Source organism: Vibrio sp. 10N.239.311.G01, assembly GCF_041465805.1.
Classification (GTDB): Bacteria; Pseudomonadota; Gammaproteobacteria; order Enterobacterales; family Vibrionaceae; genus Vibrio; species Vibrio crassostreae_C.
This window is the reverse complement of record NZ_JBFSRM010000042.1, coordinates 1-20,466: the sequence shown is the minus strand read 5'-3', so window position 1 is coordinate 20,466 and position 20,466 is coordinate 1. Positions and strand designations below refer to the sequence as shown.

Below are 20,466 nucleotides of genomic sequence, written 5' to 3'. Positions count from 1 at the left end.
TCGCAATCCGCGAAGGTGGCCGTACAGTTGGTGCTGGTGTTGTAGCTAAAATCTTTGCATAAGATTTGACGAACCACTAGTAAAAAGGGCATCATTTGATGCCCTTTTTCTGCGCTAAAAAAAGAGTTGGATGTTTTGACATCGATTTTTGCTCTTAGCAAAGAATTAAACGGTCTTTTTGACTAAAATGACTGTTAGATGTGTTGTTTTGCAACGCAAAGGAATGTGCCCTGCAACAGCGGGGTTATTGTCGTCTATATTTAAGACTTATCACAGGTTGGTTTTATGAAAGCAAACGCTGAAACTCCTGATAGCTCAGGTGCAGCAGATACAATGAAGTGGATTGTCGCTTTTGTTCTGTTGGCTGCTGCTGTTGTGGGTAATTACCTGTATGGTGAATTGTCTGTTGTAATTCGCGCTGCAGGTGTAGTTGTGCTGATTGCTGCCGCACTAGGCGTTGCAGCAACAACAACTAAAGGTAAAGCTGCGATCGATTTTGCAAAAGAATCTCGTATGGAGATTCGTAAAGTTGTTTGGCCTACTCGCCAAGAAACTATGCAAACTACATTGATCGTTTTAGCTGTATGTATTGTTATGTCTCTAGTGCTTTGGGGAATTGACGGCATTATGGTCCGTCTAGTTTCTCTAGCAACTGGGGTGTAGAGGGTTCTGATTCATGAGTGAAGCTCCAAAAAAACGTTGGTATGTAGTTCAAGCCTTTTCTGGCTTTGAAGGTCGTGTTGCACAGTCGCTACGCGAGCATATTAAAATGCACAACATGGAAGAACTATTTGGCGATGTGCTAGTACCTACTGAAGAAGTAGTGGAAATGCGTGCAGGCCAACGCCGTAAAAGTGAACGTAAATTCTTCCCTGGCTACGTATTAGTTCAAATGATCATGAATGATGAATCATGGCACTTAGTACGCAGCATTCCGCGTGTTATGGGCTTCATTGGTGGTACCTCTGATCGTCCTGCACCAATCACTGATAAAGAAGCTGATGCTATCTTGAACCGTCTAGAGAAAGCGAGCGAGTCTCCACGTCCTAAGACAATGTTCGAAGCGGGTGAAGTGGTTCGTGTGAACGATGGTCCATTTGCTGACTTCAACGGTACTGTTGAAGAAGTAGATTACGAGAAAAGCCGCATTAAGGTATCTGTATCGATCTTTGGTCGTGCAACACCGGTTGAGCTTGAATTTGGTCAGGTTGAAAAACTGGACTAAAACTCTAAGTTTTGAACAAGCTGTGGATAAATACTTCATAAGTTGTTCAAAATAAAAGAGTATAAAAAATCACCTTTTTAGGGTTGTTAAAGGCGCGAATTATGATTATAATTTCGCGCCTTTTTGCTTCTGTGGAAGTGAAAAAGAGTTAATTGAATTTATGGGGAGCTCGCCTTGCGGCTAGCGCATGTACCCAAAATATTAGGAAATATCATGGCTAAGAAAGTTGAAGCTTATATCAAACTGCAAGTTGCAGCTGGTATGGCAAACCCAAGTCCACCGGTTGGTCCTGCTCTAGGTCAACACGGCGTGAACATCATGGAATTCTGTAAAGCGTTCAACGCAAAAACAGAATCTGTTGAGAAAGGTCTACCTACTCCAGTAGTTATTACTGTTTACAACGACCGTTCTTTCACGTTCGTAACTAAGACTCCACCTGCTGCTGTTCTTCTTAAGAAAGCTGCTGGCGTTAAGTCTGGTTCAGGTCGTCCAAACACTGAGAAAGTTGGTACTGTTACTGACGCTCAAGTTCAGGAAATCGCAGAAACTAAAGCTGCTGATATGACTGGTGCTGACATCGAAGCAATGAAACGTTCTATTGCTGGTACTGCTCGTTCAATGGGCCTAGTGGTAGAGGGATAAGATCATGGCTAAACTTACTAAGCGTATGCGCGTAATCCGCGACAAAGTTGACTCAACTAAAGAATACGAAATCAGCGAAGCTGTTGCTCTTCTTAAAGAACTAGCGACTGCTAAATTCGTTGAGTCTGTAGATGTTGCTGTTAACCTAGGCATCGATGCTCGTAAATCTGACCAAAACGTTCGTGGCGCAACAGTGCTACCTCACGGTACTGGCCGTGACATCCGCGTTGCTGTTTTCACTCAAGGTGCAAACGCAGAAGCTGCTAAAGCTGCTGGCGCAGATATCGTTGGTATGGAAGATCTTGCTGAGCAAGTGAAAAAAGGCGAAATGAACTTCGACGTAGTTGTTGCTTCTCCAGATGCAATGCGTGTTGTTGGTCAACTAGGTACAATCCTAGGTCCACGCGGCCTTATGCCAAACCCTAAAGTTGGTACTGTAACTCCTAACGTTGCTGAAGCGGTTAAGAACGCTAAAGCTGGTCAGGTTCGTTACCGTAACGACAAGAACGGCATCATCCACACTACTATCGGTAAAGCATCTTTCGAAGCTAACCAGCTACAAGAGAACCTAGAAGCACTTCTAGTTGCTCTTAAGAAAGCTAAGCCTTCTTCAGCTAAGGGTTCTTACCTGAAGAAAGTAAGCATCTCTACTACGATGGGTGCTGGTGTTGCTGTTGATCAAGCTAGTCTTGATACTCAAGCAAACTAATTTGCTTAGGCGCAGATTTAGTGTATACTTCTGCGCCTAATATTTGTGGTTGGGTGGTTTTAAAGCAATTTGAAATCATCTATCCCAAGACCGTAGGCGCTGTCGATTTTCATTAGATTATTGATAGCTTAATAAAACCTACGTAGGCGATGTTGTGGTTTGAAGTGGATTTATTCATTTTTAAATAACATCGTAAACGCTCAATACATTTTGTATTGGGTGCTGTAATCACAACCAGAGGTTAATCCAAATGGCTTTAAATCTTCAAGACAAAAAAGCAATTGTTGCTGAAGTCAACGAAGCTGCCAGTGGTGCACTTTCTGCAGTTGTAGCTGATTCTCGTGGCGTTGAAGTTGGCGCAATGACTTCTCTACGTAAACAAGCTCGCGAAGCGGGTGTTTACATGAAAGTTGTTCGTAACACACTAGCACGCCGTGCGGTTCAGGGTACAGACTACGAGTGTCTAGTAGACACTTTCACTGGTCCAACTCTGATCGCGTTCTCTAACGAGCACCCAGGTGCTGCAGCGCGTCTTTTCAAAGACTTCGCTAAAGAGAACAAAGATTTCGAGATCAAAGCTGCTGCATTTGAAGGCGCAGTTACTGATGCTGAAGTACTAGCGACACTACCAACTTACGACGAAGCTATCGCACGCCTAATGATGTGCATGAAAGAAGCTTCTGCTGGCAAGCTGGTTCGTACTATCGCTGCACTACGTGACCAAAAAGAAGAAGCAGCGGCTTAAGCCTTGCTTTTCACTGGTTGCAAATTAAACTTATTGTTGACTTAAAAGAGAATTGTTATGTCTATTACTAACGAGCAAATCCTAGACGCAGTTGCAGAAATGTCTGTAATGCAAGTTGTTGAGCTTATCGAAGCTATGGAAGAGAAATTCGGCGTTTCAGCTGCAGCTGCAGTTGTAGCTGGTGGCGCAGCTGGCGGCGACGCTGCTGCTGAGCAAACTGAATTCGACGTTATCCTAACTGCTGCTGGCGCTAACAAAGTACAAGTTATCAAAGCTGTACGTGGCGCAACTGGCCTAGGTCTTAAAGAAGCTAAAGGTCTTGTAGACTCAGCTCCTGCAGCGCTTAAAGAAGGCGTTGACAAAGCTGAAGCTGAAGCTCTTAAAGCACAGCTAGAAGAAGCTGGCGCTTCTGTTGAAATCAAGTAATTATTACTTAATTTCATAGCCGCAAGGCTAATGGCTGGTGGTTTATTAACCACCGGCCTTTTTGCGCTGTAGGGCTATGACGAAATTTCCGCTGTTTAACCGTCATAATCCGAGCAAAAAAACAGTCATTTTTTCGAAATGATTGTTCACTACCACTAAACAGCTGTTTGTCACCACCCCCTCTGAAGAGTGTTTTGGGTGGTTTGGGTCACTTATCAGCGAGCTGAGGAACCCCATGGTTTACTCTTATACCGAGAAAAAGCGCATCCGTAAGGATTTTGGTACTCGTCCACAAGTTTTGGACATTCCATACCTGTTATCGATCCAGCTTGATTCTTTCGACAAATTCATCGAACAGGATCCAGAAGGTCAATACGGTCTTGAAGCTGCTTTCCGTTCTGTATTTCCAATTCAGAGCTACAACGGCAATTCTGAGCTGCAATACGTTAGCTACCGTCTTGGTGAGCCAGTTTTTGACGTTAAAGAATGTCAAATCCGCGGTGTTACTTACTCAAAGCCACTACGCGTAAAACTACGTCTAGTTATCTTTGATCGAGATGCACCAGCAGGTACTGTAAAAGACATTAAAGAACAAGAAGTCTACATGGGCGAAATTCCGCTTATGACAGACAATGGTACTTTCGTAATTAATGGTACCGAGAGGGTTATCGTATCCCAGCTGCACCGAAGCCCAGGCGTGTTCTTCGACAGTGATAAGGGTAAGACCCACTCATCAGGTAAAGTTCTTTATAACGCACGTGTAATTCCTTACCGTGGCTCATGGTTAGACTTTGAGTTCGATCCTAAGGATAACTTATTCGTACGTATCGACCGTCGTCGTAAGCTACCAGCATCGATTATTCTTCGTGCACTTGGTAAATCGACTGAAGAGATCCTAGATCTGTTCTTCGACAAGGTGAACTTCGAAGTTAAAGACCAAACTCTTCTTATGGAGTTGGTTCCTGATCGTCTACGTGGTGAAACTGCGTCATTCGACATCGAAGCAAACGGTAAAACTTACGTTGAGACTGGTCGTCGTGTTACTGCTCGCCATATCCGTCAACTTGAAAAAGATGGCGTTGAGCACATCGAAGTACCAGTAGAGTACATCGTTGGTAAAGTTGCATCTAAAGATTACATCAACGAAGCAACTGGCGAGATCATCGTTGGCGCGAACCAAGAGATTAGCCTAGAAGCTCTTGCTAACCTGTCTCAAGCAGGCCACAAGGCTCTACAAACTCTGTTCACGAATGACCTAGATCACGGTCCATTCATGTCAGACACTCTACGTGCAGATAGCACAGTAGATCGCATCTCTGCATTGGTAGAAATCTACCGCATGATGCGTCCTGGCGAGCCACCAACGAAAGAAGCTGCAGAGTCTCTATTCGAAAGCCTATTCTTCTCTGAAGAACGTTACGACCTATCAACTGTAGGCCGTATGAAGTTCAACAGCTCTATCGAGCGTGAAGAAGAAGAAGAGCGCGGTACTCTGGATGAATCAGACATCATCGAAGTGATGAAGAAACTGATTGGTATCCGTAACGGTATTGGTGAAGTGGACGATATCGACCACCTTGGCAACCGTCGTATCCGTTCTGTAGGTGAAATGGCAGAAAACCAATTCCGTGTTGGTCTAGTTCGTGTAGAACGTGCCGTTAAAGAGCGCCTAAGCCTTGGTGACCTTGATGCAATCATGCCTCAAGATCTTATCAACGCTAAGCCGATCTCTGCTGCAGTTAAAGAATTCTTTGGCTCTTCACAGCTTTCACAGTTCATGGACCAAAACAACCCATTGTCAGAAGTTACGCACAAACGTCGTATCTCTGCTTTAGGTCCTGGTGGTCTTACTCGTGAGCGCGCAGGCTTCGAAGTACGTGACGTTCACGTAACTCACTACGGTCGTCTATGTCCGATCGAAACGCCTGAAGGTCCAAACATCGGTCTAATTAACTCACTATCTGCGTTTGCACGTTGTAACGATTACGGTTTCCTAGAAACTCCGTACCGTCGTGTAGTAGATGGTGTAGTAACAGAAGAAGTTGATTACCTGTCTGCAATCCAGGAAGGTCAATTCGTAATCGCGCAAGCAAACACCATTCTTACTGAAGAAGGTACGTTTGCAGATGAGCTAATCACAGCTCGTCAAAAAGGTGAATCTGGTCTTCACCCACGCGATCACGTTGACTACATGGACGTTGCGACAAACCAAGTAGTATCTATCGCTGCTTCGCTTATCCCGTTCCTAGAACACGATGATGCGAACCGTGCATTGATGGGTGCCAACATGCAACGTCAAGCTGTACCAACACTTAAGGCTGATAAGCCTCTAGTAGGTACTGGTATCGAACGTAACATCGCAGTTGACTCTGGTGTTACAGCGGTTGCTAAACGTGGTGGTCAAGTTCAGTCTGTAGACGCTTCTCGTATCGTAGTTAAGGTTAACGAAGATGAATTGGTACCTGGCGAAGCTGGTATCGATATCTACAACCTAACTAAGTACACGCGTTCGAACCAAAACACATGTATTAACCAACGTCCAACTGTACTTCCTGGTGAACCAGTTGCACGTGGCGATGTTCTTGCTGATGGTCCTTCAACAGACCTTGGTGAACTAGCTCTTGGCCAAAACATGCGTATCGCATTCATGCCTTGGAACGGTTACAACTTCGAAGACTCGATCTTAGTATCTGAGCGCGTAGTTCAAGAAGACCGTTTCACGACAATCCACATCCAAGAACTATCTTGTGTGGCTCGTGATACTAAGCTGGGTTCTGAAGAGATCACAGCTGATATTCCAAACGTAGGTGAGTCTGCTCTGTCTAAACTAGACGAGTCAGGTATCGTTTACATTGGTGCTGAAGTTAAGGGTGGCGACATCCTAGTTGGTAAAGTAACCCCTAAAGGTGAAACTCAACTGACTCCTGAAGAGAAGCTACTACGTGCTATCTTCGGTGAGAAAGCATCTGATGTTAAAGATACTTCTCTACGTGTACCAAACTCTGTTTCGGGTACTATCATCGATGTACAAGTCTTCACTCGCGATGGCGTAGAGAAAGACAAGCGTGCACTTGAAATCGAACAGATGCAGCTTAAAGAAGCTAAGAAAGACCTAACTGAAGAGTTCCAAATTCTTGAGGGTGGCCTTCTTAACCGTGTTAAAGCTGTACTTCTGTCAGGTGGTTACTCTGAAGCTAAGCTTGATACTATCGGTCGTAAGCAATGGCTAGAGCAAGTTCTAGAAGACGATGCGCTACAAACACAGCTTGAGCAACTTGCTGAGCAGTGGGATGAGCTAAAAGCAGACTTCGATAAGAAGTTTGAAACTAAGCGTCGTAAAATCACTCAAGGTGATGATCTAGCGCCTGGCGTTCTTAAGATTGTTAAAGTTTACCTAGCGGTTAAACGTCGTATCCAGCCTGGTGATAAGATGGCCGGTCGTCACGGTAACAAAGGTGTAATCTCTAAGATTAACCCTGTTGAAGACATGCCATACGATGAGAAAGGTCAGCCTGTAGACATCGTACTTAACCCGCTGGGTGTACCATCGCGTATGAACATCGGTCAGATCCTAGAAGTTCACTTAGGTTTGGCTGCGAAAGGTATCGGTGACAAGATCAACCAAATGGTTAAGGAACAACAAGAACTGCATAAGTTCCGTGAGTTCCTACAGAAGGTTTACGATCTTGGTGATACTCGTCAGAAAGTTGATATTGCTGAACTGTCTGATGATCAAGTTCGTACACTGATCAAGAACCTACGTGGCGGTCTACCGATTGCTACTCCTGTGTTCGACGGTGCTTCTGAGTCTCTAATCAAAGAACTACTTAAACTGGGTGATCTGCCAGAATCTGGTCAGCTTAAACTGTTTGATGGTCGTACTGGTGATTCGTTTGAGCGTCCTGTAACTGTTGGTTACATGTACATGCTGAAACTGAACCACTTGGTTGATGACAAGATGCATGCTCGTTCAACTGGTTCTTACAGCCTAGTAACTCAGCAACCACTTGGTGGTAAAGCTCAGTTCGGTGGTCAGCGTTTCGGTGAGATGGAAGTATGGGCACTAGAAGCATACGGTGCTGCATATACTCTACAAGAAATGCTAACAGTTAAGTCAGATGACGTTAACGGCCGTACTAAGATGTATAAGAACATCGTAGACGGTAACCATAGCATGGAACCTGGTATGCCTGAGTCGTTCAACGTACTGTTGAAAGAGATTCGCTCGCTAGGTATCAACATCGAGCTAGAAGACGAAGAGTAATCCCTCCTTCTTTTTAAAAGAAGATAGGATTATTTGGTAAAAGGGAGCTTGCTACAGCAGTGAGCTCCTTTAACTCCTTACAGGAGCTGAATGTGAAAGACTTATTAAACTTTCTAAAAGCACAGCATAAGACCGAAGAATTTGATGCAATCAAAATCGGTCTATCTTCACCAGATATGATCCGTTCATGGTCTTTTGGTGAAGTTAAAAAGCCGGAAACAATTAACTATCGTACGTTCAAACCTGAACGTGATGGTCTGTTCTGTGCACGTATTTTTGGTCCAGTTAAAGACTACGAATGTCTTTGTGGCAAATACAAGCGCCTGAAGCACCGTGGTGTTATCTGTGAGAAGTGTGGCGTTGAAGTTACACAAACTAAAGTTCGTCGTGACCGCATGGGCCACATCGAGCTAGCTTCACCAGTTGCTCACATCTGGTTCCTAAAATCACTGCCGTCTCGTATCGGTCTACTAATGGATATCCCTCTACGTGATATCGAACGTGTTCTTTACTTCGAGATGTACGTAGTAACTGAACCAGGTATGACTGATCTAGAAAAATCTCAGATGCTTACTGAAGAAGAGTATCTGGATCGTCTAGAAGAGTGGGGTGACGAATTTACTGCTAAGATGGGTGCTGAAGCGATCAAAGATCTGCTTGCAACAATGGACCTTCATCAAGAAGTGGAAGAAATGCGCGAAGAGTTAGAAACGACTAACTCAGAAACTAAGCGTAAAAAAGTTACTAAGCGCCTGAAGCTAGTTGAAGCGTTCATTGCATCGGGTAACGATCCGCAATGGATGATTCTGACTGTACTTCCGGTTCTGCCGCCAGATCTACGTCCTCTAGTACCACTAGATGGCGGTCGTTTTGCGACTTCAGATCTGAACGACCTTTACCGTCGTGTGATCAACCGTAACAACCGTTTGAAGCGCCTTCTAGAGCTAGCTGCTCCGGACATCATCGTACGTAACGAAAAGCGTATGCTGCAAGAGTCTGTTGATGCACTTCTAGATAACGGTCGTCGTGGTCGTGCTATCACTGGTTCTAACAAGCGTCCTCTGAAATCTCTTGCTGATATGATCAAGGGTAAACAAGGTCGTTTCCGTCAGAACCTTCTAGGTAAACGTGTAGACTACTCTGGCCGTTCTGTAATCACAGTAGGTCCATACCTTCGTCTACATCAGTGTGGTCTTCCTAAGAAGATGGCACTTGAGCTATTTAAGCCGTTCATCTACAGCAAGCTAGAAACTCGTGGCATGGCTACGACAATCAAAGCTGCTAAGAAGATGGTAGAGCGCGAAGAAGCTATCGTTTGGGATATCCTGGACGAAGTAATCCGCGAACACCCAGTACTGCTTAACCGTGCACCTACACTTCACCGTCTAGGTATCCAAGCGTTTGAACCAGTACTAATCGAAGGTAAAGCGATTCAGCTTCACCCACTAGTGTGTGCGGCATACAACGCCGACTTCGATGGTGACCAAATGGCGGTACACGTGCCTCTAACTCTAGAAGCACAGCTTGAAGCACGTACACTGATGATGTCGACGAATAACATTCTGTCGCCAGCGTCAGGTGATCCGATCATCGTACCTTCTCAGGACGTTGTATTGGGTCTTTACTACATGACACGTGACAAGATCAACGTGAAAGGCGAAGGTATGTACCTTGCTGGCCCTGCTGAGGCTGAAAAGGCATACCGTACTAAGACTGCTGAGCTACACGCTCGCGTTAAAGTACGTATCACCGAAACTGTAGTAGACGAAGATGGTAACAGCACTACTGAAACGAAGATGGTTGATACAACTGTCGGCCGTGCAATGCTATGGCAAATCGTTCCAGCTGGCCTACCGTACAGCATCGTTAACCAAAAGTTAGGTAAGAAGCAGATCTCTACTCTTCTTAACGAGTGTTACCGTAAGCTTGGTCTAAAAGATACAGTAGTATTTGCTGACCAAATCATGTACGCAGGTTTTGCATACGCTGCACTTTCTGGTGTTTCTGTAGGTATCGACGATATGGTTGTACCTCAAGCGAAATACGATGAAATTGAATCTGCTGAAGAAGAAGTTCGCGAAATCCAAGAGCAATTCCAATCTGGTCTTGTTACTGCGGGTGAGCGTTACAACAAAGTTATCGATATCTGGGCATCTACGAATGACCGCGTTGCGAAAGCAATGATGGATAACCTATCTTCTGAAACCGTTATCAACCGTGACGGCGAAGAAGAACAGCAAGAATCGTTCAACAGCATCTACATGATGGCCGACTCGGGCGCACGTGGTTCTGCAGCTCAGATTCGTCAGCTAGCAGGTATGCGTGGTCTGATGGCGCGTCCAGATGGTTCAATCATCGAAACGCCGATCACAGCGAACTTTAAAGAAGGTCTAAACGTCCTTCAGTACTTTATCTCAACGCACGGTGCTCGTAAGGGTCTTGCGGATACAGCACTGAAAACAGCAAACTCGGGTTACCTAACTCGTCGTCTAGTAGACGTTGCTCAAGACGTTGTAGTACACGAACATGACTGTGGCACGCATGAAGGTATCGACATGATGCCTCACATCGAAGGTGGTGACGTTAAAGTTGCACTTTCTGAGCTTGCTCTAGGTCGTGTAGTAGCTGAAGACGTTCTTAAGCCTGGTACTGAAGATGTACTGATTCCACGTAATACTCTGATTGATGAGAAGTGGTGTCAAATCATGGAAGACAACTCAGTAGATAGCATGAAAGTGCGCTCTGTTGTTACCTGTGATGCAGACTTCGGTTGTTGTGCACAGTGTTACGGTCGTGACCTAGCACGTGGTCACCTAGTGAACCAAGGTGAAGCAGTTGGTGTTATCGCTGCACAATCTATCGGTGAACCGGGTACACAGCTAACGATGCGTACGTTCCACATCGGTGGTGCGGCATCTACTGCAGCAGCAGAGAACAGCATCCAAGCTAAGACAACTGGTACTGTGAAACTTCACAATGCTAAGTTCGTAGTTAACAAAGATAAGAAACTGGTTATCACTTCTCGTGCATCTGAGATGACGATTATTGATGAATTCGGCCGTACTAAAGAGAAGCACAAACTTCCTTACGGTTCGATGCTAACCAAAGGCGACAACGCAGCAGTTACTGCTGGTGAAGTTGTAGCTAACTGGGAAGCGCATACCATGCCAATCATCACTGAAGTGGCAGGTCGTATCCAATTCGTAGATATGATCGATGGTATTACAGTTTCTCGTCAAACTGACGATCTAACGGGTCTTTCTTCAAGTGAAGTTACAGACGCAGCAGCTCGCCCAGCAGCAGGTAAAGATATGCGTCCAGCTATCAAACTTGTTGATGAGCAAGGTAACGACGTAATGATCCCTGGTACTGATATGCCAGCTCACTACTTCCTACCTGGCAAAGCGATTGTAAACATCGAAGATGGCGCTGAAGTTGGCATCGGTGACACACTATCTCGTATCCCTCAAAAATCGAGCGGAAACAAAGATATCACCGGTGGTCTACCACGCGTAGCTGACCTATTCGAAGCTCGTAAGCCTAAAGAGCCTGCGATCCTTGCTGAGCACACAGGTACTGTGTCTTTCGGTAAAGAAACGAAAGGTAAGCGTCGTCTAGTCATCACTCGTGAAGGCGGTGACGCTTACGAAGAGATGATTCCTAAGCATCGTCAATTGAACGTGTTCGAAGGTGAGAAGATTGAACGTGGTGATGTAATCGCCGACGGTCCTGAAACTCCACACGATATCCTGCGTCTACGTGGTATCCACGCAGTAACTCAGTACATCGCGAACGAAGTTCAAGAAGTTTACCGCTTACAAGGCGTAAAGATTAACGATAAGCACATCGAGACTATCGTTCGTCAAATGCTACGTAAGTGTACAATCACTCATTCTGGTGACTCTCCGTTCCTACCTGGCGAACAAGTTGAGTACCACAATGTTAAGATTGCTAACCGTAAGCTAGAAGCTGAAGGTAAAGAACTAGTACGTTTCGAACGTGATCTACTAGGTATTACTAAAGCATCTCTTGCAACTGAGTCATTCATCTCAGCTGCATCGTTCCAAGAAACGACTCGCGTACTAACAGAAGCTGCGGTTTCTGGTAAGCGTGATGACCTTCGCGGTCTGAAAGAGAACGTAATTGTTGGTCGTCTGATCCCAGCTGGTACTGGTTTCGCATATCACCAAGAGCGTCAAAAACAACGTGAAGAAGAGCAAGAAGGTCCTTCAGCTGAACAAGCTACTGACAATCTAGCAGCACTTCTAAACGCTGGTTTCTCTTCAGAAGAGTAAGCTCTACGAGTAGTCTCTAAGAGATAAGAAAAAGGCACCTTCGGGTGCCTTTTTTGTATCTGGCGTATTGGTATTTAGCTATGACTTATAAAGTGATAGGTGTGCTTATCTAGCTGGTGAGGTTGGATTTATGTCCTGAAGAGTGCTCTTTGAGGCCAGTAAGATAAAGGGTAGAGATGACTAGGCTGATTAGGGCTGTAACCATATGCTTATGGCTAAAGGTCAGGGCGAGCGAGTAAGCTCTGTCTGAAAGGTTCTGGGTAGTTTGGATAACCTTACAGACAAAACAAAAAGCTTGTACAGAGGCAAGCTTATTAAGGATTCGGCTAACTAAGCGCCTGGTGGAATCGCTAAACTGTCTGCAATAAGCTGGATAAGATTATCTTCTACTTCAAAACGTAGTTCGAGTAGTTCACCTACTTTGGACATATCTCCTTCGAAGTTAGGCAACTCATCGTCTGCATTTACTTTAACGTACTTATCATTGAATTCTAGAAGCGGCTCGGTTGTAAGTACGATCTTCGCGTAAGTTGTATCAATCTCGTCATTGGTTTTAAAGCCTGTTGCTTGCCATTTTTTCATGACCATATCGTAGATCTTAAAATGACCCTCTGAGATATAATCGACAACATGATCACAGAATGAGCTTATTTCTTTAGGGGAAGGGAGTTCAACAACGTTTGATTGCCCGTTGCTAGCTGGCTGCAAGGCACCTAGCTTACAATACTCAACGATTAGAGACTGTCGAGTTTCGAGCCAATGATCGATGACCTCATTAGAGCCACCCCATTGTTCTTGTATTTGTTTGAATTTATTTAGCATGACCATGTCCTCATGATCTGATCACAACCTTGTGATCAAGTAATTGCCTAAGCAGGGTCCGTTTTATTGGTAGCTACTAAAAGTAATAGCTTGAAATATTCTCTGCTACAACTCTAGTATGAAATTAGATTGCCAGTAAAATGAACGAACTGCAAGCAATGAGGCATAGGGATGTTAAAAAAAAGTGATAACAAAATGACAGAGCAAGCTTATTGGTGCGTCGTTTCTGGTAGTGATATTTGGGTTAATAATGATCAGTTTCCGTTTGGCTCTGCTGAAGAGCTTGGGCTGAGTGTGGAGCATGCAATCTGTATTGGTCAGCATCAAGGTCGCAAGGTGTATTGGCTCAACGATTGTGATGTGGAGAATGAGCTGAGCATGGTCAGCCTAAGAGAGTTACTGCACTGGCCTGAAGTGAGTTTCTTGACTGCAAGCAAAGCCATCCAATATGGGCATATGACTCAAAGTATGCGTTTTTGCCCTCAGTGTGGTGGTCGAAATCATCTCAACCATAACCAGGTGGCGATGCAGTGTGGAGATTGCCGCACACTTCATTATCCTCGTATCTTCCCGTGCATCATTGTCGCTGTGCGAAACGACAACAAGATATTGCTTGCGCAGCACCCAAGACATAAAACAGGCATGTATACCGTGATAGCGGGCTTCCTAGAGGTTGGAGAGACCTTAGAGCAGTGTGTGGCAAGAGAAGTCAAAGAAGAAACGGGTATCGATGTCGATAATATTCGTTATTTTGGCAGCCAGCCATGGGCGTTTCCATCGAGTATGATGATGGGCTTTCTCGCAGATTATGCTGGTGGTACGCTTAAGCCTGACTACAGCGAGCTATCGGATGCTCAATGGTTTGACGTAACAAGCCTACCTGATGTTGCTCCTGTTGGAACCATTGCGAGACAGTTGATTGAGAAAACCGTTGATGACGTGATGAAAGATGGTGTGACGGAGCAGATGCTAGAGCACTAATTTGCCTGTAATAGTATTTGGCCTATGGGTGGTCAAAAGCTAAAAAAAACCCTCCACAAGTGGAGGGGGTAAGTAAGATGTCGTTATGAGATGCTGAGTAGTGACTACTCAGATGTTATAATTGTAATTTTCGCTAGCGAACAAATTTTTAACATGCTCCCGTAATTGGGTGCAAATTAAGCATTGATTTAAAAGTTAATAACTTGATCTAGGTTGCAAAGCACACAGCTTTTACCCTTCAATCAGTGTTAGAATACTTGCCATCAAAACTAGACAAGATTGAATTGGAATTTAACGGAATGACCGAATTAAAAAACGATCGCTATTTACGCGCACTTTTAAAACAGCCTGTTGATTACACACCGGTATGGATGATGCGCCAAGCTGGCCGCTATCTTCCTGAGTACAAAGCAACGCGCGCTGAAGCGGGCGATTTCATGTCTTTGTGCAAAAACGCGGAACTGGCATCCGAAGTAACACTTCAACCTTTACGTCGTTTCCCGCTTGATGCGGCAATCTTGTTCTCAGACATCCTAACTATCCCTGATGCAATGGGCTTAGGTTTGTACTTTGAAACAGGTGAAGGCCCTAAATTTGAGCGTCCTATCACGTGTAAAGCTGACGTAGAGAAGATTGGCCTACCAGATCCAGAAGGTGAGCTTCAATACGTAATGAATGCCGTTCGTCAGATCCGTAAAGACCTGAAAGGCGAAGTGCCACTGATTGGTTTCTCTGGTAGCCCATGGACTCTAGCGACATACATGGTTGAAGGTGGAAGCTCTAAAGCATTCACTAAGATCAAGAAGATGATGTACGCAGAACCACAAACGCTGCACCTGCTTCTAGACAAGCTGGCTGACAGTGTTATCGAATACTTGAACGCGCAAATTAAAGCGGGTGCTCAATCGGTAATGGTATTTGATACATGGGGTGGTGTACTGACTCCTCGTGACTACAACCTATTCTCACTGCAATACATGCACAAAATCGTTGATGGCCTAATCCGTGAAAACGAAGGTCGCCGTGTACCGGTTACTCTGTTCACTAAGAACGGCGGCATGTGGCTTGAGTCTATCGCAGCAACAGGTTGTGATGCGGTTGGTCTAGACTGGACAATCAACATCGCAGATGCAAAAGCTCGCATCGGCGACAAAGTTGCTCTGCAAGGTAACATGGATCCTTCAATGCTTTACGCTCAACCTGAACGTATTCGCGAAGAAGTGGGCAGCATCCTTGAAGGCTTCGGTGACGGTGGTACAGGTCATGTATTTAACCTAGGCCACGGTATCCACTTAGATGTACCGCCAGAGAATGCTGGTGTATTCGTTGACGCTGTTCACGAATTGTCTAAGCCTTACCACAAGTAATTCTGAGTAAGATTATTGAAAGCGCTGTTGGGAAACCAACAGCGCTTTTTTATTGCCTGAAATTGGCATTTGATGGCGGTTTAATCTTGTTGTGTGCAGTTAATTAGGTATTTGGATCATGGTAGGCCAAATGCTCAGAGATGTGTTTCCTGATATAAGGAATGACTTCACTTTCAAACCAAGGGTTCTTCTTGAGCCAGATATTATTGCGTGGCGAAGGGTGGGGTAATGGCAAAAACTCAGGCGCCCACCTTTGCCAATCACGCACGGTTTCGGTCAATGTGCTGGTGGTCTTGTTTGTTAGGTAATGGTTTTGTGCGTACTGGCCAATCAGCAGTGTCATTTGAATATTGGGTAGAGATTGCAGCACTTTGTTATGCCAAAGCTCCGCGCACTCTTTGCGTGGTGGAAGATCACCACTTTTCCCTTTCCCCGGATAACAAAACCCCATAGGCACAATCGCGACTTTTTGCTCGTCGTAAAAAGTATCGCTATCTATCCCTAACCATCCTCTTAATCGTTCGCCACTCGCGTCATTCCAAGGGGTCGACGACTCATGCACCTTGATACCCGGCGCTTGACCTATGATCAGCAAGCGCGCGTTTGGATGCGCTTGAATCACCGGGTTAGCACCGTGTGATAGGTGAGGCTCACAAGCTCGGCATTGTCGAATCTCTTTAAGTAACGAAGAGGACATCAGTAACCTTTATCAAAATCGATGACATGATTAAGTGTAAAGCCATCTCGCCACTGTTTGTAATTCTCTGCGAAGATCTCGACTACTTGTCTTGGCTCACTGAGTGCAGCGATGTGTGGAGTGATGGTGACTTGCGGTAGTTTCCAGAAAGGATGTTCCTGAGAGAGGGGTTCACTTTCAAACACATCTAAAAATGCGTGTTCTACCCATCTGTTTTTTATGGCGAGCAACAAGGCTTTATTGTCGATGCTTTCCCCTCGACCGACATTAAACAGCAACACATTAGAGCAGTAACCTAACGTGGTTTGGTTCAACAGCTGATAGGTTTCAGCGGTTGATGGCAAGGTGTTGACCACAATATCGGCCTGCTTAAGGGCAGCCTCTATCTCATTGATGTGGAAAGTCTCTTTAAAGGTTTCTTGTTTGGATGGGATGCCGGTACGGTTGACACCTATGGTATGAATACCAAAAGCCGCCGCGGTTTTTGCCAAATGACTGCCGATTGAACCTGTTCCTAAAATCACCATAGTTTTGTCAGTTAGGCTAGTATAAAGCTGTGGCTGCCAGTTTCGTTGTTGTTGATGCTGGTGGTAATGAGGGAAGTGTCTACAGTGACTGATTGTGTAACCCAATACGTATTCTGCGATAGCCGGACCAAAGATGCCTTTGACGTTGGTTAGCGTATAGTCCTGACGCAGATCTGGCTGAGTGAGTTTATTGATTCCGGCATAGGTACTCTGTACCCAGTCTAGCTCTTTAAACTCGCCGAGGCGCTCTGCGATTAGAGGTGGTGACGCCAAGACAATCTGTGCTGATTTGGGGTTTTGAGTGATTTCTAGGTCGGGTAAATCCTGGTTTAGAATCAGTTGCGTATAGGTATCGTCATGCTCAGTAAGAATATAGAGCTTATTCGTAAAATTGTTCATCGGCTTACCTTTTCCCCCCAGGGTTTATCAAGTACACTTTCGCTGTCTTTTTCTGCAATTATTGAGTGACTATGCTTCAGAATCCACTGCAGGTTCGTCTTGAAAAGTTAGAACCTTGGCAACAAATTACCTTTATGGCGTGTCTATGTGAGCGTATGTACCCTAACTATGCCATGTTTTGTGAGAATACAGAATTTGCGGAAGCTCGAATCTATCGTGATGTTTTGGATAGCATTTGGGAAATCCTGACGGTTAAAACAGCAAAGGTGAACTTTGAGCGTCAACTTGAGAAGGTTGAAGAGCTATTCCCTAGCGGTGATGATTTTGATTTTTATGGTGTTTACCCAGCAATGGACGCATGCCAAGGCCTAGCAACGCTAATTCATGGTCTGCTTGACCGTGAACATATGTTGGAAGCGGTAATTAAAGTGAGTCAACAATCGGTGAAGACGGTTGCTGAGCTTGAGTTTGCTCAAGGCGCTGAAGAAGTGACGAACGAAAACCAGAAAGAAAACGAAGCGGTGTGTGAAGAGTGGGACGTTCAGTGGGCCATTTTCCGACCTCTACGTGAAACGACTGAGCGTGACTTAGAGCTGATCAAAGACCTACGCCACGAACTGCGTGAAGACCCAGTCAGTAACATTGGTGTTGCGCTATAATTCGCAATTGCACCAAGGTACGAATAAAAACAAAGGCTCCCTAGGGAGCCTTTGTTGTATCTGACGGTATCAAATTTAGATTAAGCGTCTTTTTTGTCTTCGTTCTACACTTTGTCTTTTGATGCCTTATCTTTTGATGCGTCGTCGTCATTCGTTGATTTTGCATCTGAAGAGTCGTTGTCTGCTGGAGTTTCTTCCTCGTCCTCGTCATCGCGGTTTTCGATAACACCGTGTGTCTCTTTCCACTTCTCCCAGCGTTGGAACGCCAGTTCTTGCATGTCAGTCGTCTTATCCGCTTCGTCGACAATCTCTTCGCCCACTAGGTGCTCAAAGATGTCTTCTAGGGTGATGATGCCCTGAATAGTGCCGTATTCGTCCACAACTAAAGACAGTTGCAGGCGGTTTGCCATCATCTGGTCAAAGGCCTTAGCCAAGCCCATGTTGTTCAGCAACACGTGGATAGGGCGCATTACTTCACCCAAAGCTTTCTCACCACAACCGGCTTGCTGCAATCTAAACAGCTCTAAGCGGTGAACAAAACCGATGATGTTGTCACTCTGCTCGCTGTAAACCAGCGGACGTGAGAATGGCGTGTCTTTATGTTGTTCTAGGAACGTATTCACACTCATTTCCGCATCAACACGGAATACCACTGGGCGCGGCGTCATTACCTGAGTCACGGGTACATCTTGAATACCCAGTAGGTTGCTCAGGATTTTTGACTCGCCTTCTGCAAATTCACCGCTCTCTTTTGCCAAAATCGCCATTGCAGATAACTCATCACGCATTTTTGGTGCTTGGTGGCCACGAGCAAGACGTTTGGTGATCTGTTCTGAGAACCATACAAACGGTGTTAGGAAGAACACCATCCAACGAAGCACGCTTGCCGAAGCAGGAGCAAGTTGACGCCAGTAGGTTGCACCAATGGTTTTTGGAACAATCTCAGATAATACCAAGATACCTAGCGTTAGCACGGCAGAGAAGACACCTAACCATTGGCTACCAAAAACGACAGCCGCTTGTGCACCTGCTGTCGCAGCACCGATAGTATGGGCGATGGTGTTGAGCGTTAAAATTGACGCAAGCGGGCGGTCAATATCTGTTTTCAGTTTGTCTAAAGACTCTGCTGCAGGGTGCCCATTTTGTTTTAGTTGAGCAATGTAGCTCGGACTAATACTCAAAAGTACAGCTTCCAAAACAGAACAAATGAAAGAAACTCCAATAGCAATGGAGACGTAAATAGATAGCAGCAGCATGTTTGCCCTTAAATTAAATTGTACGCTTTAGCAGCGATTCAGCGTGGATTATAGTGAAAAAGTAGTGGCTAGGTCATCATTAATTTTGCTCTCAGCCCCTTTTAAACAAGGGCTTGCTTAATAAAATCAGTAACAAATTGTGAGTTATTACTCATATTATGGCTAAAACTACGGCATTAGAGCTAAAGATCGACGACAAACCTTTGCCAGATGGGGCATTTATGTTTTAGAGTGAATTGAATTCAAAAATACAAAGAAGGGAAACCTAAAATGAACAAGACTCAATTAATCGACTTTATTGCTGAAAAAGCGGACCTTTCTAAAGCACAAGCTAAAGCTGCTCTAGAAGCGACTCTTGGCGGTGTTACAGATGCTCTTAAAGATGGCGATCAAGTTCAGCTAATTGGTTTTGGTACTTTTAAAGTAAACCACCGTGCAGCTCGCACTGGTCGTAACCCAAAAACTGGTGATGAGATCCAAATCGCTGCTGCAAATGTTCCAGCATTTGTTGCAGGTAAAGCGCTGAAAGATTCAGTGAAATAATCTAAACTGTACCGAGGTAGTCGTATTCCACCTCGGTACAGGTTTTTATGAAAAAAGCATTTCTTCTCGTTTCACTATTATCTACATTTCTTATTGGCTGTTCTTCAACAAGCCCTCGCAAAAACCTAGAGCAATTTGAAACTCACACTGGCGGCCAAGTCATGGGCGACGCGACGAGTTTCTACTGGGTTACAAACAAGCTAACACAACCTCATACTTCAGCTGACTACGTCACTGTCGGCGATTACGGCTGGTACCAAACTGATTATGCTTGGTCAGAAGGCGTGCTTCGTGAATTCATTCGTGAAGGCGAGCAGCGTAACTCTTCTAATGAGCTGGTTCCCTATCGAGTCCATGTGCGTTTCAATAAGTCAGGCGAAGCTGTGTATCAACAGTATCGTATTGATAGCAAAATCTTACCTATCCAAGCCAAGCAGCTTGAAAACTATCAGAAAGAAGCGACGTCGGTTCTAGAGACCACAACGAAGCAGCATGATGAAGGGCTTAGGCTGATTCAGGGTTACTGGAATGGCAGCTCTTTTAAAACGTGCGCTGGTGGTGAGTTTGATCGCATTGAATTTAACCAGACCTTGCCAGGCTTCGTGATTGACCGATTGGCGTCTGTGGAAAGCTATGCGGCGTTTCTTGGCAGTGATTCACTGGGTAAGATGAGCGTGGAAGAGTTACTGATGCTGGCTGAAGACAGCCATGATTGTGTCGTTAGGCCATCATTGTTGAAAGAATAGCGAGTAATCAAAGGATTGAGAGTATTTGGCCTACTGTAGGCCAAGTGCCTATTTGTCTGTACAAATACAGATTCTTGTGTAAATGAGATAATAAAAGGCGCCTATTGAGGTAATGCCGATCAGTTAAAGCCAAAGCGATCGGTTGAAGGATCCTTCAGAGCTG

At 45.0% G+C, this 20,466-nt stretch carries 17 protein-coding genes; 13 read left to right on the top strand and 4 right to left on the bottom strand.

Going from position 1 to position 20,466, the window contains the following annotated elements; all coding sequences use genetic code 11:
* The first annotated feature begins 285 nt into the window (after positions 1 to 285).
* The 8 genes from secE (at position 286) to rpoC (ending at position 12,306) form a co-directional block, all read left to right on the top strand.
* Positions 286 to 663 (top strand): preprotein translocase subunit SecE, encoded by a 378-nt coding sequence (gene secE, locus AB6D06_RS21410; RefSeq protein WP_010435558.1) that lies wholly within the window; start codon positions 286 to 288, stop codon positions 661 to 663.
* Between the two features lie 13 nt (positions 664 to 676).
* On the top strand, positions 677 to 1,225 hold the full coding sequence (nusG, locus tag AB6D06_RS21405) for a transcription termination/antitermination protein NusG (protein ID WP_010435556.1): 549 nt from the start codon (positions 677 to 679) through the stop codon (positions 1,223 to 1,225).
* 213 nt (positions 1,226 to 1,438) lie between these two features.
* Positions 1,439 to 1,867, top strand: a complete 429-nt coding sequence (gene rplK / locus AB6D06_RS21400; protein ID WP_010435555.1) for a 50S ribosomal protein L11 — start codon at positions 1,439 to 1,441, stop codon at positions 1,865 to 1,867.
* Between the two features lie 4 nt (positions 1,868 to 1,871).
* Entirely contained in the window at positions 1,872 to 2,576 is a 705-nt protein-coding gene (rplA, locus tag AB6D06_RS21395; RefSeq protein WP_017063651.1) for a 50S ribosomal protein L1, read from the top strand.
* A gap of 250 nt (positions 2,577 to 2,826) precedes the next feature.
* The gene (rplJ, locus tag AB6D06_RS21390) at positions 2,827 to 3,321 is read left to right on the top strand and encodes a 50S ribosomal protein L10 (protein ID WP_017060524.1); all 495 of its coding nucleotides are present in this window, start codon (positions 2,827 to 2,829) and stop codon (positions 3,319 to 3,321) included.
* A 57-nt stretch (positions 3,322 to 3,378) separates the two neighbouring features.
* Entirely contained in the window at positions 3,379 to 3,747 is a 369-nt protein-coding gene (gene rplL, locus AB6D06_RS21385) for a 50S ribosomal protein L7/L12 (RefSeq protein ID WP_017060525.1), read from the top strand.
* 235 nt (positions 3,748 to 3,982) lie between these two features.
* Positions 3,983 to 8,011, top strand: a complete 4,029-nt coding sequence (gene rpoB / locus AB6D06_RS21380; RefSeq protein WP_017060526.1) for a DNA-directed RNA polymerase subunit beta — start codon at positions 3,983 to 3,985, stop codon at positions 8,009 to 8,011.
* Between the two features lie 92 nt (positions 8,012 to 8,103).
* Positions 8,104 to 12,306, top strand: a complete 4,203-nt coding sequence (rpoC, locus tag AB6D06_RS21375) for a DNA-directed RNA polymerase subunit beta' (protein WP_017060527.1) — start codon at positions 8,104 to 8,106, stop codon at positions 12,304 to 12,306.
* A 330-nt stretch (positions 12,307 to 12,636) separates the two neighbouring features.
* On the opposite strand, the gene AB6D06_RS21370 is transcribed toward rpoC, so the two are convergent.
* Positions 12,637 to 13,134, bottom strand: coding sequence for an Rsd/AlgQ family anti-sigma factor (locus AB6D06_RS21370; RefSeq protein WP_032546263.1), 498 nt, complete (start codon positions 13,132 to 13,134; stop codon positions 12,637 to 12,639).
* Between the two features lie 165 nt (positions 13,135 to 13,299).
* On the opposite strand from AB6D06_RS21370, the gene nudC reads away from it, so the two are divergent.
* A complete protein-coding gene (gene nudC / locus AB6D06_RS21365; RefSeq protein WP_102429034.1) occupies positions 13,300 to 14,109 on the top strand; it encodes an NAD(+) diphosphatase in 810 nt (269 codons plus the stop codon).
* 299 nt (positions 14,110 to 14,408) lie between these two features.
* Positions 14,409 to 15,476, top strand: coding sequence for a uroporphyrinogen decarboxylase (gene hemE / locus AB6D06_RS21360; protein WP_017060530.1), 1,068 nt, complete (start codon positions 14,409 to 14,411; stop codon positions 15,474 to 15,476).
* Between the two features lie 103 nt (positions 15,477 to 15,579).
* Here the strand turns inward: hemE and AB6D06_RS21355 are convergent, their stop codons facing one another.
* Both AB6D06_RS21355 and AB6D06_RS21350 read right to left on the bottom strand, forming a co-directional pair.
* Complete coding sequence (locus AB6D06_RS21355) at positions 15,580 to 16,173, bottom strand: uracil-DNA glycosylase family protein (RefSeq protein ID WP_372111773.1); 594 nt, start codon at positions 16,171 to 16,173, stop codon at positions 15,580 to 15,582.
* Positions 16,173 to 17,099: a D-2-hydroxyacid dehydrogenase gene (locus AB6D06_RS21350; protein WP_017063654.1), complete on the bottom strand. Its 927-nt coding sequence runs from the start codon at positions 17,097 to 17,099 to the stop codon at positions 16,173 to 16,175. The genes AB6D06_RS21355 and AB6D06_RS21350 overlap by 1 nt, the downstream gene beginning before the upstream one ends.
* Positions 17,100 to 17,170: 71 nt before the next feature.
* On the opposite strand from AB6D06_RS21350, the gene AB6D06_RS21345 reads away from it, so the two are divergent.
* Positions 17,171 to 17,758, top strand: coding sequence for a YjaG family protein (locus tag AB6D06_RS21345; RefSeq protein ID WP_017062699.1), 588 nt, complete (start codon positions 17,171 to 17,173; stop codon positions 17,756 to 17,758).
* Between the two features lie 104 nt (positions 17,759 to 17,862).
* Here the strand turns inward: AB6D06_RS21345 and AB6D06_RS21340 are convergent, their stop codons facing one another.
* Complete coding sequence (locus AB6D06_RS21340; protein ID WP_017062700.1) at positions 17,863 to 19,014, bottom strand: CNNM domain-containing protein; 1,152 nt, start codon at positions 19,012 to 19,014, stop codon at positions 17,863 to 17,865.
* Between the two features lie 270 nt (positions 19,015 to 19,284).
* On the opposite strand from AB6D06_RS21340, the gene hupA reads away from it, so the two are divergent.
* Together hupA and AB6D06_RS21330 are read left to right on the top strand one after the other, a co-directional pair.
* The gene (hupA, locus tag AB6D06_RS21335; protein WP_004729753.1) at positions 19,285 to 19,557 is read left to right on the top strand and encodes a nucleoid-associated protein HU-alpha; all 273 of its coding nucleotides are present in this window, start codon (positions 19,285 to 19,287) and stop codon (positions 19,555 to 19,557) included.
* 47 nt (positions 19,558 to 19,604) lie between these two features.
* A complete protein-coding gene (locus AB6D06_RS21330; RefSeq protein WP_017063655.1) occupies positions 19,605 to 20,303 on the top strand; it encodes a DUF1481 domain-containing protein in 699 nt (232 codons plus the stop codon).
* Positions 20,304 to 20,466: the final 163 nt, after the last annotated feature.

What these genes read in the sequence shown, in the direction of transcription:
- AB6D06_RS21340 (WP_017062700.1), bottom strand. Translation starts at nt 19,014, where the DNA reads ATGCTGCTGCTATCTATTTACGTCTCCATTGCTATTGGAGTTTCTTTC.
- rplJ (WP_017060524.1), top strand. Translation starts at nt 2,827, where the DNA reads ATGGCTTTAAATCTTCAAGACAAAAAAGCAATTGTTGCTGAAGTCAAC.
- rplA (WP_017063651.1), top strand. Translation starts at nt 1,872, where the DNA reads ATGGCTAAACTTACTAAGCGTATGCGCGTAATCCGCGACAAAGTTGAC.
- nusG (WP_010435556.1), top strand. Translation starts at nt 677, where the DNA reads ATGAGTGAAGCTCCAAAAAAACGTTGGTATGTAGTTCAAGCCTTTTCT.
- AB6D06_RS21345 (WP_017062699.1), top strand. Translation starts at nt 17,171, where the DNA reads ATGCTTCAGAATCCACTGCAGGTTCGTCTTGAAAAGTTAGAACCTTGG.
- AB6D06_RS21370 (WP_032546263.1), bottom strand. Translation starts at nt 13,134, where the DNA reads ATGGTCATGCTAAATAAATTCAAACAAATACAAGAACAATGGGGTGGC.
- AB6D06_RS21330 (WP_017063655.1), top strand. Translation starts at nt 19,605, where the DNA reads ATGAAAAAAGCATTTCTTCTCGTTTCACTATTATCTACATTTCTTATT.
- rplL (WP_017060525.1), top strand. Translation starts at nt 3,379, where the DNA reads ATGTCTATTACTAACGAGCAAATCCTAGACGCAGTTGCAGAAATGTCT.
- hupA (WP_004729753.1), top strand. Translation starts at nt 19,285, where the DNA reads ATGAACAAGACTCAATTAATCGACTTTATTGCTGAAAAAGCGGACCTT.
- hemE (WP_017060530.1), top strand. Translation starts at nt 14,409, where the DNA reads ATGACCGAATTAAAAAACGATCGCTATTTACGCGCACTTTTAAAACAG.
- rplK (WP_010435555.1), top strand. Translation starts at nt 1,439, where the DNA reads ATGGCTAAGAAAGTTGAAGCTTATATCAAACTGCAAGTTGCAGCTGGT.
- AB6D06_RS21350 (WP_017063654.1), bottom strand. Translation starts at nt 17,099, where the DNA reads ATGAACAATTTTACGAATAAGCTCTATATTCTTACTGAGCATGACGAT.
- nudC (WP_102429034.1), top strand. Translation starts at nt 13,300, where the DNA reads ATGTTAAAAAAAAGTGATAACAAAATGACAGAGCAAGCTTATTGGTGC.
- secE (WP_010435558.1), top strand. Translation starts at nt 286, where the DNA reads ATGAAAGCAAACGCTGAAACTCCTGATAGCTCAGGTGCAGCAGATACA.
- rpoB (WP_017060526.1), top strand. Translation starts at nt 3,983, where the DNA reads ATGGTTTACTCTTATACCGAGAAAAAGCGCATCCGTAAGGATTTTGGT.
- AB6D06_RS21355 (WP_372111773.1), bottom strand. Translation starts at nt 16,173, where the DNA reads ATGTCCTCTTCGTTACTTAAAGAGATTCGACAATGCCGAGCTTGTGAG.